Annotated in this window: 15 protein-coding genes and 1 riboswitch; of the genes, 3 read left to right on the forward strand and 12 right to left on the reverse strand. The window is 38.8% G+C overall.

Annotation, left to right across the window (positions count from 1 at the left end):
- Positions 1-43 precede the first annotated feature (43 nt).
- From AAHB15_RS06385 to AAHB15_RS06400, 4 genes are all read right to left on the reverse strand, one after another.
- On the reverse strand, positions 44-1,477 hold the full coding sequence (locus AAHB15_RS06385) for a glycoside hydrolase family 1 protein (protein ID WP_342042006.1): 1,434 nt from the start codon (positions 1,475-1,477) through the stop codon (positions 44-46).
- 77 nt (positions 1,478-1,554) lie between these two features.
- Complete coding sequence (locus AAHB15_RS06390) at positions 1,555-3,426, reverse strand: beta-glucoside-specific PTS transporter subunit IIABC (RefSeq protein WP_335574617.1); 1,872 nt, start codon at positions 3,424-3,426, stop codon at positions 1,555-1,557.
- 361 nt (positions 3,427-3,787) lie between these two features.
- The gene (gene licT / locus AAHB15_RS06395; protein ID WP_335574616.1) at positions 3,788-4,621 is read right to left on the reverse strand and encodes a BglG family transcription antiterminator LicT; all 834 of its coding nucleotides are present in this window, start codon (positions 4,619-4,621) and stop codon (positions 3,788-3,790) included.
- Between the two features lie 184 nt (positions 4,622-4,805).
- Positions 4,806-5,294, reverse strand: coding sequence for a hypothetical protein (locus AAHB15_RS06400; RefSeq protein ID WP_342042008.1), 489 nt, complete (start codon positions 5,292-5,294; stop codon positions 4,806-4,808).
- A 153-nt stretch (positions 5,295-5,447) separates the two neighbouring features.
- Positions 5,448-5,492, forward strand: a riboswitch (PreQ1 riboswitch).
- 6 nt (positions 5,493-5,498) lie between these two features.
- On the opposite strand from AAHB15_RS06400, the gene AAHB15_RS06405 reads away from it, so the two are divergent.
- From AAHB15_RS06405 to AAHB15_RS06415, 3 genes are all read left to right on the forward strand, one after another.
- Positions 5,499-6,038 carry a QueT transporter family protein gene (locus AAHB15_RS06405; protein ID WP_335574614.1) on the forward strand — a complete coding sequence of 180 codons (540 nt, stop codon included), beginning with the start codon at positions 5,499-5,501 and terminating at the stop codon, positions 6,036-6,038.
- A 220-nt stretch (positions 6,039-6,258) separates the two neighbouring features.
- Positions 6,259-6,771, forward strand: a complete 513-nt coding sequence (locus AAHB15_RS06410; RefSeq protein ID WP_335574613.1) for a DinB family protein — start codon at positions 6,259-6,261, stop codon at positions 6,769-6,771.
- Positions 6,772-6,977: 206 nt separating this feature from the next.
- Positions 6,978-7,400, forward strand: coding sequence for a VOC family protein (locus AAHB15_RS06415; protein ID WP_144564008.1), 423 nt, complete (start codon positions 6,978-6,980; stop codon positions 7,398-7,400).
- 157 nt (positions 7,401-7,557) lie between these two features.
- Here the strand turns inward: AAHB15_RS06415 and AAHB15_RS06420 are convergent, their stop codons facing one another.
- From AAHB15_RS06420 to AAHB15_RS06455, 8 genes are all read right to left on the reverse strand, one after another.
- Positions 7,558-8,355, reverse strand: coding sequence for an endonuclease/exonuclease/phosphatase family protein (locus AAHB15_RS06420; protein WP_335571533.1), 798 nt, complete (start codon positions 8,353-8,355; stop codon positions 7,558-7,560).
- Positions 8,356-8,480: 125 nt separating this feature from the next.
- Complete coding sequence (locus AAHB15_RS06425; protein WP_335571532.1) at positions 8,481-9,089, reverse strand: exonuclease domain-containing protein; 609 nt, start codon at positions 9,087-9,089, stop codon at positions 8,481-8,483.
- Positions 9,090-9,216: 127 nt separating this feature from the next.
- A complete protein-coding gene (locus AAHB15_RS06430) occupies positions 9,217-9,663 on the reverse strand; it encodes an Rrf2 family transcriptional regulator (protein WP_098530853.1) in 447 nt (148 codons plus the stop codon).
- 133 nt (positions 9,664-9,796) lie between these two features.
- Positions 9,797-10,369 (reverse strand): TetR/AcrR family transcriptional regulator, encoded by a 573-nt coding sequence (locus AAHB15_RS06435; RefSeq protein WP_335571531.1) that lies wholly within the window; start codon positions 10,367-10,369, stop codon positions 9,797-9,799.
- Positions 10,370-10,381: 12 nt separating this feature from the next.
- Positions 10,382-11,089, reverse strand: coding sequence for an MBL fold metallo-hydrolase (locus AAHB15_RS06440; RefSeq protein ID WP_335571530.1), 708 nt, complete (start codon positions 11,087-11,089; stop codon positions 10,382-10,384).
- A 157-nt stretch (positions 11,090-11,246) separates the two neighbouring features.
- Entirely contained in the window at positions 11,247-11,468 is a 222-nt protein-coding gene (locus tag AAHB15_RS06445; RefSeq protein ID WP_335571529.1) for a hypothetical protein, read from the reverse strand.
- A gap of 216 nt (positions 11,469-11,684) precedes the next feature.
- Complete coding sequence (locus AAHB15_RS06450) at positions 11,685-11,966, reverse strand: hypothetical protein (protein ID WP_098530857.1); 282 nt, start codon at positions 11,964-11,966, stop codon at positions 11,685-11,687.
- Between the two features lie 497 nt (positions 11,967-12,463).
- Positions 12,464-14,107 (reverse strand): M4 family metallopeptidase, encoded by a 1,644-nt coding sequence (locus tag AAHB15_RS06455; RefSeq protein ID WP_335571528.1) that lies wholly within the window; start codon positions 14,105-14,107, stop codon positions 12,464-12,466.
- Positions 14,108-14,126 lie beyond the last annotated feature (19 nt).

The raw sequence follows: 14,126 nt of genomic DNA on the forward strand, positions 1-14,126 counted from the left end.
AGGAAAGCCGGAAGCCATTAGGGCTTACCGGCATGCTTTAGGTTTAAAGTTGTTCGCCGTTTGTGGCAATAACATCTTTATACCAGAAGAAAGACTTTTTCCTGCTGCGCTCTAATGTCCCGCTGCCGTCGTCGTGCTTATCAACATAAATAAATCCATAACGTTTGGACATTTCTCCTGTAGACGCACTGACTAAATCAATACATCCCCAAGGAGTGTATCCTATTAGGTTAACACCATCTTCAATCGCTTCAGCCATTGCTTTAATATGGTCTCTTAAATATTCAATGCGATAATCATCGTTGATTGAGCCATCTGCTTCTACTTTATCTATTGCCCCAAGACCATTTTCTACTATAAATAAAGGTACTTGATAGCGGTCATAAAGCTTGTTTAATGAGATTCGTAGACCTTCTGGGTCAATCTCCCAGCCCCATTCACTGGCTTTAAGGAATGGATTTTTTACACCACCGATTATGTTACCAGATGCACCTTCTTCGTCCGTCTTATCTTTCTTTTCAGTGCGGGACATATAATAACTAAACCCGATATAGTCAACAGTACCTTCTTTAATGATCTCTAAATCGCCATCTTGAATGTCTAATTTAATACCATTTTCCTTAAAGTAACGTTCGGCAAAAGCAGGATATTCACCACGAACTTGGACATCTCCACAATAGTAGTTAAAAATTTGTTCCTCTTTTAAAGCATGCATGACATTTTCAGGGTTGCTATCGAAAGCATACACTGGAGCATAAACAAGCATGCATCCAATTTGCGAACCAGGAATAATTTCGTGCCCTATTTTTACAGCTAAAGCACTAGCCACAAATTGATGATGCAATCCTTGGAAACTTTCTTGTAAACGAGCTTCTTCACTTGAGGCGGAAAAACCTAAGCCGAAAAGTGGGAAGTGTGTCGCTCCATTAATTTCGTTAAAAGTCATCCAATACTTCACTTTATTTTTATAACGATCAAAAACGGTTCTTGCATATCGCTCAAAAAAACCAATGAGTTTTCGATTTTTCCAAGCACCGTATTCTTTGATAAGGTGTAAAGGTGTTTCATAATGTGAAATGGTTACCACCGGTTCAATACCATGTTTGTGTAACTCATCAAATACCCGATCGTAAAAAGCTAAGCCTTCTTCATTAGGAGATTCTTCGTCCCCTCTAGGAAAAATACGTGACCAAGCAATCGACATACGGAAAACCTTAAAATCCATTTCCGCAAAAAGAGCAATGTCTTCTTTATAGCGATGGTAAAAATCAATTGCCTCGTGATTTGGATAGTGGTACTTACTTTCGTCAATCTCATAATTGAAGCCAGGTTTCATTAGAAGTTCTAAGCGAACTTTCCCACCAGGAAGCACGTCAGCAAGATTTAAACCTTTACCGCCTTCTTGAGATGCTCCTTCTAATTGATTAGCAGCGGTTGCTCCGCCCCATAGAAAACCTTCTGGAAATTTACGATTCATCAAAAGTCACCTCATTATTTTTTTAAAGTTAATAATATGTAGAAAGTAGGGGGAATTGGATTTCCCCGAACCTCCCATTACTGCAATGCTAGAAATGCTTCTCGTGCGTTAATGGTGCCTTTTTTAACTGGTTCGATTGTTTGATAACGGTCAGGATTTGTAATTATGACTGGAGTAATTAAGTCATATCCCTCTGCTTTAATAGCTTCCATATCAAAGGTAACAAGAGTTTGGCCCACTTCAACAAAGTCGCCGTCTTTCACATGTGCTGTGAAGTGTTTTCCCTCTAGCCTTACTGTTTCCAATCCAACATGGATCAAGATTTCTGCTCCATTATCACTTGTAATGCCAATTGCATGCTTTGTTTTAAAAATAGTTGTTATTCTACCAGTAACAGGAGATACTACTTTTCCTTCCTGCGGCTGGATCGCTAATCCTTTACCCATGATTTCAGTAGAGAACGTTGGGTCATTTACTTCGCTTAATAGTTTTATTTCACCTTTTAAAGGGCTGAATACTTTTTCAGCTGCTACGACTAATTCAGATTTAGTGTCTACTGTGTTTGTTACTGTTGCTGTTGCTGTTGTAGTATCTTGCTCTTCTTCACTTTCTACATCCTCAAATCCCATAAAGAATGCTGCAACTGCACCAGCAGCAAAAGCAATTGGGAATCCTAAAGCTGCCAAAACAAATGTGTCACCGACAAAAGAAGCTAATCCTGGTAAACCAGCGTTACCGCCAAGGATAAAGTATTTTACCCCAAGAGCGCTGTAGTACGCTCCACCAACGGCTCCACCGATAAGACCGCCAATAAATGGTTTCTTAAGGCGCATGTTTACACCGTACATAGCCGGCTCAGTAACACCCATAACAGCCGTTAAGCTAGTGGTCATTGCTAAAGATTTAAACGATTTGTTTTTAGAACGTAATGATACAGCAAATGTTGCTCCAGCTTGTCCCATGTTTGCCATAAACATCGAAGGCATAATAACATCATAACCTTTAGTTGCAATATTGTTCATTGCAATTGGCAAAAACGCATAGTGCATACCTGTCATAATGATTAATGACCATGTTCCACCTAATAGGGCTCCTGCAAATAGTCCTGCGTGATCAAATAATGCACCTACACCTGCAGAAAGCCAGTTTCCGATAATCGAACCTAATGGACCAACGGCAATTAAAGTAACTGGGACAACAATCAATAATGTTAATGTTGGGACGAAGATCAGCTTAAACATGCTAGGAATAATTCGATCAACCCATTTTTCCACATATGCTGCAATCCAGATGGCTAGTAAAATCGGGATAACAGTTGATGAATAAGTAACCGCCGTTACAGGAAGACCAAGGAAGTGAACCGGCTTACCTGCACTTAATAATGCTGTTATCGTTGGATGTAACAGCGCCGCTCCTATGGCTGCTGCTACGTAAATGTTGCTGCCAAATTTTCTAGCTGCGCTCACTGCCAGCAGGATAGGTAAGAAATAAAACGCTCCATCACCAATCGCATTTAAAATAGTGTAAACTTGACTCGTAGCTGTAAGCCAGTGAAACGTTAGTGCAATAGCAAGTATCCCTTTGATCATACCGGCACCAGCAATCGCTGGCAAAATCGGTGTAAACACACCTGAGATAACATCAAAAATTGCATTTAATGGGTTTTTACTTTTTTGAGATTTCTTACTAGTGCTGTCTGCCTTAAGCGAGCTGTTTTCTAAAATAGCATTATATACTTTCGGAACATCGTTTCCGACAATAATTTGAAATTGGTCTCCGCTTATATTGGTACCCATAATTCCAGGAACCTTTTCTAACTTTTTACGGTCTACCTTACTTTGATCTTGTAAATTGAAACGTAATCTTGTCATACAGTGAATGACATTTTGAACGTTGCCTTCTCCACCGACTAATTCAAGGATGCTTATGGCTGTTTTTTTGTAGTCCATGGTTATACCTCCTGATTTTTTGTAAAAAAATAACCTGAGTAACAAGAGATGGACACAGACATTTTTGTCCCACTCGAGTTCCTCAGGTTTTGCCTGCATTACCAGTAACAATCCTGTGTTAAAAGTATTAAATTTGTAAATGCCGAAGCCAGTTGTAAGTTCTGGCCAGTTTCTGTAACCGTACTTCGACTAAGGGAATAAAAAAAACCTAAATTGCACGCTATACACCATAAAAGTGATGAACATACAATTTAGGTTTTGCCTGCTTTATCAGTAACAATCCTAAAAAATTAATATTAATTTGTACGCCTATAATAGCATCCGCTTTCATTATCTGTCAACGCTTTCTTTTAAAAAAATTTTAGGATCTATTTACCACACGTTCAATATGAATCGTAAGGTAGGCCATCTCTTCTTTTGTCAGCTGATGGTTATGTGTTTTTTTGATAAAATCGCGGATTTTCTCCACACAGGCAAAGGCTTCTTTTTGCTTCTCTTTGACCATCTCATAGAGAAAATCATCTTCGTTGTTGTAGGGAGAATCGGTATATAATCGCTGCGCAAAAAATTTGAGATGGGTTAGAAAACGGAAATAATTCAATGATTCCTCATCAAGCTCTATCTTGAAATGATATTTAACGATATTTAGAATATCCTGAATTAATCTTGTCATGTTAACGACGTTCGGCATTTCTTCGTTTAATTCTGCGTTGACAATATGCATCGCTATAAAACCGGCTTCATCCTGTGGAAGAGTAATCCCAAGCATCTCTTGTATCTTTGTTAAGGCCTTTAAACCAATCTCATATTCGTCAGCATAAATTCGTTTGATTTCCCACAGCAACGGATTGGAGATAATTAGCCCTTTTTGACTTCTTTCAATGGCAAAGGTGATATGATCCGTTAACGAAACATAGATACTGTCATTTAATTTTTTCCCCAGTTTCTCTTTCGCATAGGAAATAATCCGTTCAGAAACATCCATGTATTCCATTGGAACATCATACAATAATGTTTTAAATTTTTCCGAGACATCCTTATTATCTAATTTAAATGTTTTCTCGATCTTTGATTCATCCACAAGGTCACCTGGTCTTTTTTGAAATGCAATCCCTCTGCCCATAATCACAAGTTCTTTGTTATGGGAATCGATCACACTGATGACATTGTTATTAATTACTTTTGCGATTTTCATGTCAATCACCTCTAAAAAAATAAAAACCTAAAACTAACGATAATGGCGTTAGTCTTAGGTTTTGCCTGATTTAACAGTAACAATCCTATAATATAAAAATTAATTTAATAAAATCTTAACATCAAATAAAAAGACAATCAATAATTAATCGAACGGGAGATAGGGAAATCGGCCCTTGCTCGTTTTAAGGGAGTAGCCTTTTGATGAGTAATTTGGGCTTCTTTCGGGATTTTTCAACCATGAATTGGAAGCCATACATAAGCACGGATTTGGCCATAAATAAGATTCCCAATTGATAATGCTTCATTCGAACGAGAGAGATAATACCCATTCTCTTTAATACAAACATGCCGGGATAGACAAACAAAAAGTCCGTGACTAAGTTCACGATTACATAGCGAAAAAAGTTTCCAAATGTAAATTTTAAAATCCAAATAGAGCCAATCATAAAAGGACCTAAAAGGAAAGGCAATTCTCCCATAACATTAGGAATCAGTCTATCGTAAAATCTCCACCAAACCCGCCTTTTAGCCAATATGCTTTCAACAGAAATCCAGCAAGTAATAAAAAAGGCAGCTGGCAAAAAACGTTTAAAGTTTCTTTTTCCTAACATCGGCACAGACAACCAGGGTACCAGCATCATGACGATTAAAAACATTTTATTATATTTCATTTATAGCCATTCCTTTTTTATTTTTAATATGCACCAGATTTAATGGTATTATTTACTACTCTGGAAAATAATTCTTTAGAGATGATATTTTAAAATAATGTCATTGACTCGTATTTTTTTTTATAATAATATATTAGTTTGCAAGTATTCTAAATTAACGTGGTTCGAAAACCTCCCACGTAAAAAAACTAAGGAGAAATGAATATGGAAAAATTTGCGCAGCCGGTAAGTACGAATGCCCCATCAGGCAAAGTGCACAGAAACGCGCACGGAATCGTCGTTAATGGGATTATTGCTGCTTTGTACATTGCAGTTTCGGCGTTGATTCAGCCGTTTGGGTTTACCCAGGTTCAGTTCCGTGTATCGGAGATGTTTAATCATTTAGTCGTTTTTAATAAAAAGTACATTTACGGGATTGTTTTAGGTGTATTTATGACGAATTTATTTTTCTCGCCAATGAAGGCTTACGATTTAATTTTTGGAGTAGGACAATCGGTGATTGCTTTAGTCATTACCATTCTTTGCTCACGGTTTATTAAAGGAATTTGGGCTAGAATGATGGTAAATACTCTTGTTTTCACGTTTACGATGTTCTTGATTGCGCTTGAACTGCATTTAGCTTTTGATCTGCCCTTCCTATTCACATGGCTTACCACCGCTATTGGTGAATTGGTTGTTATGGCCGTAGGAATGCCGGTAATGTATATTTTAAATAAACGTGTCCATTTTGAGAAAATGGTTTAATTGTAAACGGAGAGTTGCTGCTTTTAACGGCAGCTCTTTTATTTTTGAGTGGGATTTAGGTGTGGAGTTGTCATACGCAAATCTCTCGAAAATAAGCAGATAGATGGCAATTCAATTTTTGAAAAATTATAATAATAATGCAAGCCGGCTAAAACGAGTAGGTGGATAGAAGCAATTAAAAATAAATTCTTTAATCTTAAACTAGAGGGGGAAAATTGCGATGGTTCAACGTCCAGAAGTAAGTGAGTTTCCTGAGTATTATCTGCCGTACGTAAATTTGGTTCCAGATGGGGACCTATCGGAGATTTTAAAAGAGAATTTGGAGAAAACTGCCTCATTAGCTGAAGGTTTATCCGAGGAATCTGGACAGTCCCGTTATGCTCCAGGGAAGTGGAGTATTAAAGAAGTTCTTGGTCATATGACTGACACAGAACGGATTATGAGTTACCGTCTGCTGCGAATTGGCCGCGGTGATCGAACACCACTCGCTGGTTTCAACGAAAACGACTATATTGCTGCATCTAACTTTGATGGGCTTTCAATAAAACAAATCATCGAAGACTTTACCGCTGTCCGTAAAGCTACCATCACGCTCATTAACAATATGCCTGAAGAAGCTTGGGAGAGGATTGGAGTTGCCAACAATTCCGATACCACTACACGTGCCCTCGCCTACATCATCGCAGGCCACGCACTCCACCACCTTAAAATAATAAATGAACGATATCTATAGTGTTATTGGTGTCAGGCACCATTTGATTGAAAGAAAACCTTTAATGGGTTTTCTTTTTTGTTGCGAACGCACGTTCCTTGTTTTATAATTAAAATATTGGTAAGAATAGGAATTGTGTTGTTTCACTTATCCTTGTTCATACCAATGTTGTTTTCTGTTTCAGATGGAAAGTGAAGTTTACCAATTAACCAAGGAGCTGATTTATGATGACATTACGTTTGATTCCCTATTTAGTGATGAATGGTAATGCAAAAGAAGCAATTGAATTTTACCAAAAGGCCTTAGATGCTCAGGTTCTATTCAGCCAATCGTTCGGTGAAATGCCGGAGAATCCTGAATTCCCACTGCCAGCAGAAGCAAAGGATCGTGTTAGTCATGCAACCATTAAAATTGGTGAAACAGATCTAATGCTGTCCGATACCTTCCCTGGACAGCCACATCAAAGCGGGAATCAGGTAACGATCTGTATTTCCACAAATGATGCTGATCAGGCGCATAGATTCTTTGATGCATTAAAGGATGGCGGTCAAGTGGGTATGCCGCTGCAAGAGACTTTCTTTAGCCCGGCATACGGCAGTGTTACGGATAAGTTTGGTATTACATTTCAAGTTTTCACTGAGGGCAGATAATCATTTTGATCAATTCCCTATACTGATATCAGCATGAGGTTAAAATACATAGTGGGAAGGCAACCAAAAAAACGGCTTCGCATGCATTTTATGCAGCGAAGCCGTTTTTTTGGTTTTATCCATTGTTCACTCATAATCGAGTGTATAATAATTTCGTTTATAAGTTAACCTTTGCCTCCACACCATAATGGTCAGATACCACCATTTTATTGTGATTGTTAAAGATTACTCTTGAAAAATCCACTTGTAAAGGTTGATTGGTTAAGATTAAATCAATTCGCAGGTCTTGCTTATTATTGCTCCAGCCGGCGATTTTTCCTTTAACGGTAATTCCTTCATCTTTTTCTTCTGCTAGATTGTATGTGTCATAAAGACCATGACTTAACAAATACTCATACCCCTCTCCCTTAAGAGAAGCATCGTTGTTAAAATCACCCATTAGAAAAAAAGATTCATCCCAATTCAACTTCTTGAACATCTTGTCAGCCTGTGCCTTAAAAGGTTCAACTTCATCATGCCACCAACCCATATGGCAAGAATAAAAAGTATAAGGTTTGTCCTTGTACTTTATCGTTGCTCCTATTATTCTTCTTGTTTTCCAGTTTACTGCATAATCCTCACTTTGCGATACAAAGAAGGAGCGGTGCTGAATGATTGGATGTTTGGTTAGAATAGCTACCCCTTCTTCATAGGTTCCATTCTTGATATAGTGAGTCAAATCCCACACCATCGAATATTCGTCATTGCCACGCTTTTTAAGTTCTTGTAACAAAACGTAGGCGTAATTGTTTTTCTTTACTTTCCCATCCACATACTCTTCAGCTATTGCCTGGCTTACCTCCTGCAAGGAAATAACATCATAAGAATTTTCAATTATGGTATCTACTAGATGTGCTATCTTATCAAGCTGATGTTCCTCATGCCAAGAATGGCAGTTTAATGTTAAGAGTTTCATAATCACCATACCCCGATGTATTTTAACATATTGAATATTTTAACATACACGTTTCATGTTATTAATTAATGAGCCTTCAACATTGGTATAGTGTTAATACCATTAATGGTGGCAGGCACCTATTTTTAGCCTAGTTTGGTACGGGCAGCAGCTGGCTGGTATTTTCTCATCGGCCCTTTTTCGAGGACTTCATGGAGATAGAGGTTACCTTTCGGGCTCGTTTTCTTTAGCAGGTCCATCAGGTATGTAATGTCATCGAGCGCTCTATGTGTTTGGTAATCTGTAATATCATGAGCCTGTAATAATGTCAGGAGTTTTCCGTTTGGAAATCCATAGTTTTTCCAAGGGATATTTCTCATCGTACAATACCATTTTAATTCATTGACTTCAGGATACATGTGGTAAAGGAAACTTCTGTCAAAAGAAGCGTTATGCGCAAAAACCGCATCAGCACGATGGAAATAGGTTTTAATTTTCACATCATAAAAGCTTTTTCCTTTTACTAATTCATAAGGAATCCCATGGACACGAAAGGCAGTGTCATAATTGTTGCGGGCTGTCCTTGAAAGGGGCTCACGTAAGAAAGAATCCTCCTCTATAATCTCGATAATTTCTCCCGTTTCCCTCCGGTAGGTGAATAATTTAAGGGCAAGTTCAATAACTTCGTCTTTTGCAGGTCCTAAACCGGTGGTTTCAACGTCCAGGACTAACCCATATTGTTCCGATCTTTGCATACTGATCATTCCTTAAAATAAAGTTATCCCCATTATATCAAAGCTCCGGTCATTAAAAAATGACCATTCTTTGGGATAAGATACATTTAAAAAGGCATCCCCCTAGTGAATGCCTTTCATCTCGTACTTATTTTTCCTGTTTAGAGACTTGCTCTTTTTCAATAATATCCTTAACCACATCTTCAATCGTTACGTTTCCTAGAGCCTTCTCTAATGCGGTTTGTGCAATCGAAAATAGCGGGCCAATTGCATTTTGAATATTTCTTCCCACGGGGCAAGCTGGATTTGGATGTTCATGGATACTAAATAATTCATCTTCCTTGACCACATCCACAGCCTTATAAACATCGAATAGAGTAATTTCGGATAGATTCTTTGCTAATTCCGCTCCTGCAACCCCAGGGCGGACATTGACCAATCCTGCACTTTTTAGCATCCCCATAATTTTTCTAATAACAGCTGGATTCGTGTTTACGCTTCCTGCTAAAAACTCGGATGTACTAACACCACTTTTATTTATCTCAATTAGAGTTAATATATGAATACCAACAGCAAATCGGCTGCTTATAGACATCTTTAGACACCTTCCTTACAGTTACTACCCTATCTTTTTTCATGTAATTAACCCAATTACATGTTTATTATACCTTAAAAAGCCCTAATCAATCAAAAAAGCAGCAATGAATCGCTGCTTTTCCCATGAAAACCTAACGGCTGCTCTCCATCCCGTTCAGAAATGCCTGGATAATGATTGTCAGACTTTCATCCAAATTTAACTTCATTTTAAAGCCGCCCTTTTGCTCTAACGCAGAGAAACCATGCAATATGCTGCGTAATCCTCTAACAGTGTGTAAGGCCTGCTCTCCCTCCAAATGATAGGTTTGCAGGACACGGACAGAAAGGTCAACAATCTTGGCCCCTGCCTGTTGTACCTCCTCATCTTCCGGGTTTGGTGCTAGTAAAGTCGCTTCATAAATCCCTGGATGTTTTCGGGCAAAATTTACATACGCCTTACTCATGGAAAGAACCGCCTCCGTTCCGGCTACCCCTATGGCGGCATGTGCCATCTCCTCATATAATTGGGTGATTCCATGAATCGCAAGTTTTTTTCTTAATCCTGGCAGTCCCTCAAAATGGTTATACAATGAAGGGGGGCGAATCCCTAATTTTTTCGCAAGGGTTGCTAGTGTAACCTCAGATATTCCTTGTTGATCGGCAATTTCCCCCGCTGCATCTAGTATGGCGGACAATTCAAGTCCAACTTTAGGTCTCGGTGACATTTCCCTTCTCCTTTATCCGATTTTCCGATTAAACACTTCCACTGCTTTTTCCATCACAGCCACAGGATTCTCTACCATTTCCCCGTGGCCCACTGCCAGCAGCTTGGGTTGATAGCTAAGCAATTTTTTTGCACTTGCTAACGCTGTTTTCTTACTCCAAGTACCGAAAGCCGGAAATGGAAAAAATGGTTTTATATCCCCGGCAACGGCGATACCGCCTCTTGTTTGAAAGGCATCACCAGCAATTAAGGCTTTAGTCCGCAAATCGAGGAATGACATCGATCCTGGTGTATGCCCTGGTGTTTCAATGGCAGTTAATGAACCAACTAACTCTCCTTCTTTGAGTAAAATGTTGGCCCGAGTTTTTAGATCTTTCGGTACTCCCCCTTTTATCGGAGTTTGATCTTCATGAGGATCAAGTGAACGGTCATTATTCATTAGTCTGTAGTCACGGGATGAGATATAAACAGGTACTTCTGGCAGTGCCATTTTAATGGGATCAAGTGCACCAACATGATCTTCATGGGCATGTGTTAATACGATTTTGGTAATAGGTTTTCCAATTTGTTCTGCTGCCCTCAAAATTCCATTTGCGCAAAATCCGAGGCCAGCATCTATTAACGTTAATCCATCGTCTTCTTCCACCAAATAGCAGTTTACCGGAAAAACATGTGCCATAAATGTCACTTGATAAACATAACCTTTTTTTATTAGTCTCATTTCCCTATCCCCTTTAACTAATGATGTTAGTTTTATCTTAACTAACATCATTAGTTAAATCAAGCTATATTTTCCTTTTTTTTGAAATAAAAAAGCGTTTCCTACTCTAATTGAGATGGAGACGCTTATCTTATTTCAAAAGAAATGATTTGGATTGTTAAAAGCTGCTATCTTCATTTAATTCCTGTTTGCTTTCATACCAACGTGTAACCTGAGTAAGAATAGCATAGACAAAAAAGAAATTCATCGCCCAGACATTAATAAAAGGTGCAATTCCTCCGTATTCGATTGTTTCATAGCCTTTTAGTTTCATTACGATCATCGATTCGATAAAAATAAGTACAAAACCAAGTACTCCCGCGACAGCAGCTTTTAACATTAGCCTTCCCCTCCAAATCTTCTTCCTAAGTTTTTTTATCCTATTTAAACATTAGTATTATTGCAATTTCGACAATTTTGTGAACGTAGATAATTCTATTATATGGCATATTTTAATAAACACAACTACTTAAAAGTAAAAAAGGTGCCTGACACCCGAAGGGTGTCAAACACCTTTTTTACTTTGTTAACTCCGTTTATACTCGAAGTCTGTTTGTTACCTTTGACCTGGTTGGTAAGTGCCGTGGCCGTGGTGGTAACCATGACCTGGATAATAACCTCCATGACCATGATGATAACCATACCCCGGATAATAGCCCCCGTGGCCATGATGATAACCATGCCCTGGATAATAGCCTCCGTGGCCGTGATGGTATCCATATCCTGGATATCCTACCGGAGTAGGATAATACCCTCCATGGCCGTGGTGATAACCACCACCTGGATAATAACCGCTATGCCCATGATGATATGCGCCAGATTGTTGTCTTTCTTCCATTCTAAGATCCCTCCTTTACAACTAGCTGTAAACAGTGTATGTCTACACTTCAAAATCGGAATGGATACTTGCCCATTACGCTTCCGTGCATATATTAGTAAATCTTCACATCTTCCACATAAGTTCTGCACAAGTTCTACATATATTTTTCATATAATAAAGATAACTTAATTAGGAAATGGTTCGACGAACTTATTTCTTAAAACTTCCCATAATTTGATTGGTGATCCCGCTAGTCAATTTTTTTTGCTACTCCAATCCTAATCTTCACAACTTCCACACAACTTCCACCTATTTTCTACACAAGTTTTCACTATTATAAAAGTAACTTATTTAGGAAATAGTTCAATGAGCTCATTTCTTAAAACTTCCCATTTTTTAGATTGGTACCGACTCCAATCTATTTTTTTTGCTCTTATACCGAAGAAAAAGGCTACGGAAATGTGCAGCCTTTTTCTTGTATAATGTTTATTTATCTTTTATATTACACTCTTATCTTAATATACTCCTACTTGGTTCCAAGCCGAGGCAACTGCATTGTACTGGGTGCTGCCTGTGCCGTATAAATCTGCAGCGGCTGCAAGCAGTGAGGCGCGTGCATCGCTGAAGTTACTTTGTGGGTTTAGATACACGGTAAGCGCACGATAGTAGATTTTCTCAGCAACAGCTGTTCCTAAGCTGGAAATCGTTAAATAGGCCGCCTTGTTAGGGATTCCACTATTCGTATGAACCCCTCCATTATCGGAAGTAGTATAAACATAGTTGTTCATATGATCAGGTTGTCCGTAAAGTGTTGGGTTTGATAAGCTGCGGAGCGCATCTCCTGATTTATTTGGCGTGTACACATCCTCACCAACTAAGTAATCTCCCTTATCTAGGAAAACCCCAAACGTATCGGAAATCGACTCATTCAATGCCCCAGATTGGTCCACATAATCTAACCCCGCGGTTCTTTCCGTAACAGCGTGTGTTAATTCATGGGCAACGACATCGAGAGCGCCTGATAAAGGTCTAAATGTTACTCCATCGCCATCCCCATATACCATTTGCGAACCATTCCAGAAGGCATTATTGTAATTTCTGCTATAGTGCACCGACGAACGAATCGTTGCACCATTGTTATCGAAGCTATTACGATTAAACGTATTTTTGTAATAATCGTATACTTTGCCGGCATAGTAGTTGGCATCTACATCCGCACCCTGAGAAACAGCATTGAATTTATTGTCTGGGTCTACAGAATAGTTACCCGGCAACAAGCTCCGGCTTTGTGCCGTTCTAGTTTCAATTACGCCTGACATCGGTTTTGTTACATCATATAAATAGTAAGTACCGTTTGAATAATAGGTATTTAGAGTTTTATAGTCTCCTAATACTCCGTATCCAGAGCCTGTTGTGGCACCATCCGCTACAGCATTATATGAATCTAATACATTCCCATTCACCGCATCCACATATACTACCCAGTTGGCCCCATAAGGTTGGATGAATTGCAGGTTAGTTTTGTAGGCCAGATAGAAATCATTTGCTTTTTTATAAACGACTAATTCGGCTTTTTCAACGGTATCTTTAAACTTCGCACCAGTTGGACCTGCCTCCGCATTTGTTAATGTTTCTTCTTTAGTTAAATTAATAGATTTCCAGGCTCTATCTAGCGCAGCATCCTTAGTCAGTTGTGCTTTCAGGTTTCCCTTAAAATAATTGGATGCGGCTGGAAAAACGTCGCCATTAATAGCAGTAATGATACCATTTTTATCGGTATGCACCTTGAATTTTGCCCCATCTACCGGAATACCTTGCACAGATTGAACAAAATTATAGTGTTTGCTTCCAAGCTCGTCGGTCTGAACATCCAGCAAAGTTAAATCTTTATCTGCATCTAATTGATACAGTGATTTATTATCTTTTAAAAATTGCTTTACGGATGCTTGATCTTTATAAGCCTTAGTAGAGAGTTTACCGTGGACGAAGGAGGGAACGGTTTGTCCCTTTTTCCAAGTAACCTTTGCATCCTTGCCAAACTGGCTTGCATCCTTTGAAACGGTAACATTATACGGAGTAGTGTTGGCTGCAGCCGATATCGGCTGCACTGCCCCAACCGTTAATCCTAATGCTAGCATGATAGATGTTCTTTTCTTCATCGTTTCCCAGCCTCCTAAT

It is taken from the genome of Bacillus sp. OTU2372, from assembly GCF_038440275.1.
GTDB classification, from domain to species: domain Bacteria; phylum Bacillota; class Bacilli; order Bacillales; family Cytobacillaceae; genus Neobacillus; species Neobacillus bataviensis_B.

What these genes read in the sequence shown, in the direction of transcription:
- AAHB15_RS06450 (WP_098530857.1), bottom strand. Translation starts at nt 11,966, where the DNA reads ATGGAAGAAAGACAACAATCTGGCGCATATCATCATGGGCATAGCGGT.
- AAHB15_RS06415 (WP_144564008.1), top strand. Translation starts at nt 6,978, where the DNA reads ATGACATTACGTTTGATTCCCTATTTAGTGATGAATGGTAATGCAAAA.
- AAHB15_RS06440 (WP_335571530.1), bottom strand. Translation starts at nt 11,089, where the DNA reads ATGAGACTAATAAAAAAAGGTTATGTTTATCAAGTGACATTTATGGCA.
- AAHB15_RS06405 (WP_335574614.1), top strand. Translation starts at nt 5,499, where the DNA reads ATGGAAAAATTTGCGCAGCCGGTAAGTACGAATGCCCCATCAGGCAAA.
- AAHB15_RS06410 (WP_335574613.1), top strand. Translation starts at nt 6,259, where the DNA reads ATGGTTCAACGTCCAGAAGTAAGTGAGTTTCCTGAGTATTATCTGCCG.
- AAHB15_RS06420 (WP_335571533.1), bottom strand. Translation starts at nt 8,355, where the DNA reads ATGAAACTCTTAACATTAAACTGCCATTCTTGGCATGAGGAACATCAG.
- AAHB15_RS06455 (WP_335571528.1), bottom strand. Translation starts at nt 14,107, where the DNA reads ATGAAGAAAAGAACATCTATCATGCTAGCATTAGGATTAACGGTTGGG.
- AAHB15_RS06425 (WP_335571532.1), bottom strand. Translation starts at nt 9,089, where the DNA reads ATGCAAAGATCGGAACAATATGGGTTAGTCCTGGACGTTGAAACCACC.
- AAHB15_RS06445 (WP_335571529.1), bottom strand. Translation starts at nt 11,468, where the DNA reads ATGTTAAAAGCTGCTGTCGCGGGAGTACTTGGTTTTGTACTTATTTTT.
- AAHB15_RS06430 (WP_098530853.1), bottom strand. Translation starts at nt 9,663, where the DNA reads ATGTCTATAAGCAGCCGATTTGCTGTTGGTATTCATATATTAACTCTA.
- licT (WP_335574616.1), bottom strand. Translation starts at nt 4,621, where the DNA reads ATGAAAATCGCAAAAGTAATTAATAACAATGTCATCAGTGTGATCGAT.
- AAHB15_RS06435 (WP_335571531.1), bottom strand. Translation starts at nt 10,369, where the DNA reads ATGTCACCGAGACCTAAAGTTGGACTTGAATTGTCCGCCATACTAGAT.
- AAHB15_RS06390 (WP_335574617.1), bottom strand. Translation starts at nt 3,426, where the DNA reads ATGGACTACAAAAAAACAGCCATAAGCATCCTTGAATTAGTCGGTGGA.
- AAHB15_RS06385 (WP_342042006.1), bottom strand. Translation starts at nt 1,477, where the DNA reads ATGAATCGTAAATTTCCAGAAGGTTTTCTATGGGGCGGAGCAACCGCT.
- AAHB15_RS06400 (WP_342042008.1), bottom strand. Translation starts at nt 5,294, where the DNA reads ATGAAATATAATAAAATGTTTTTAATCGTCATGATGCTGGTACCCTGG.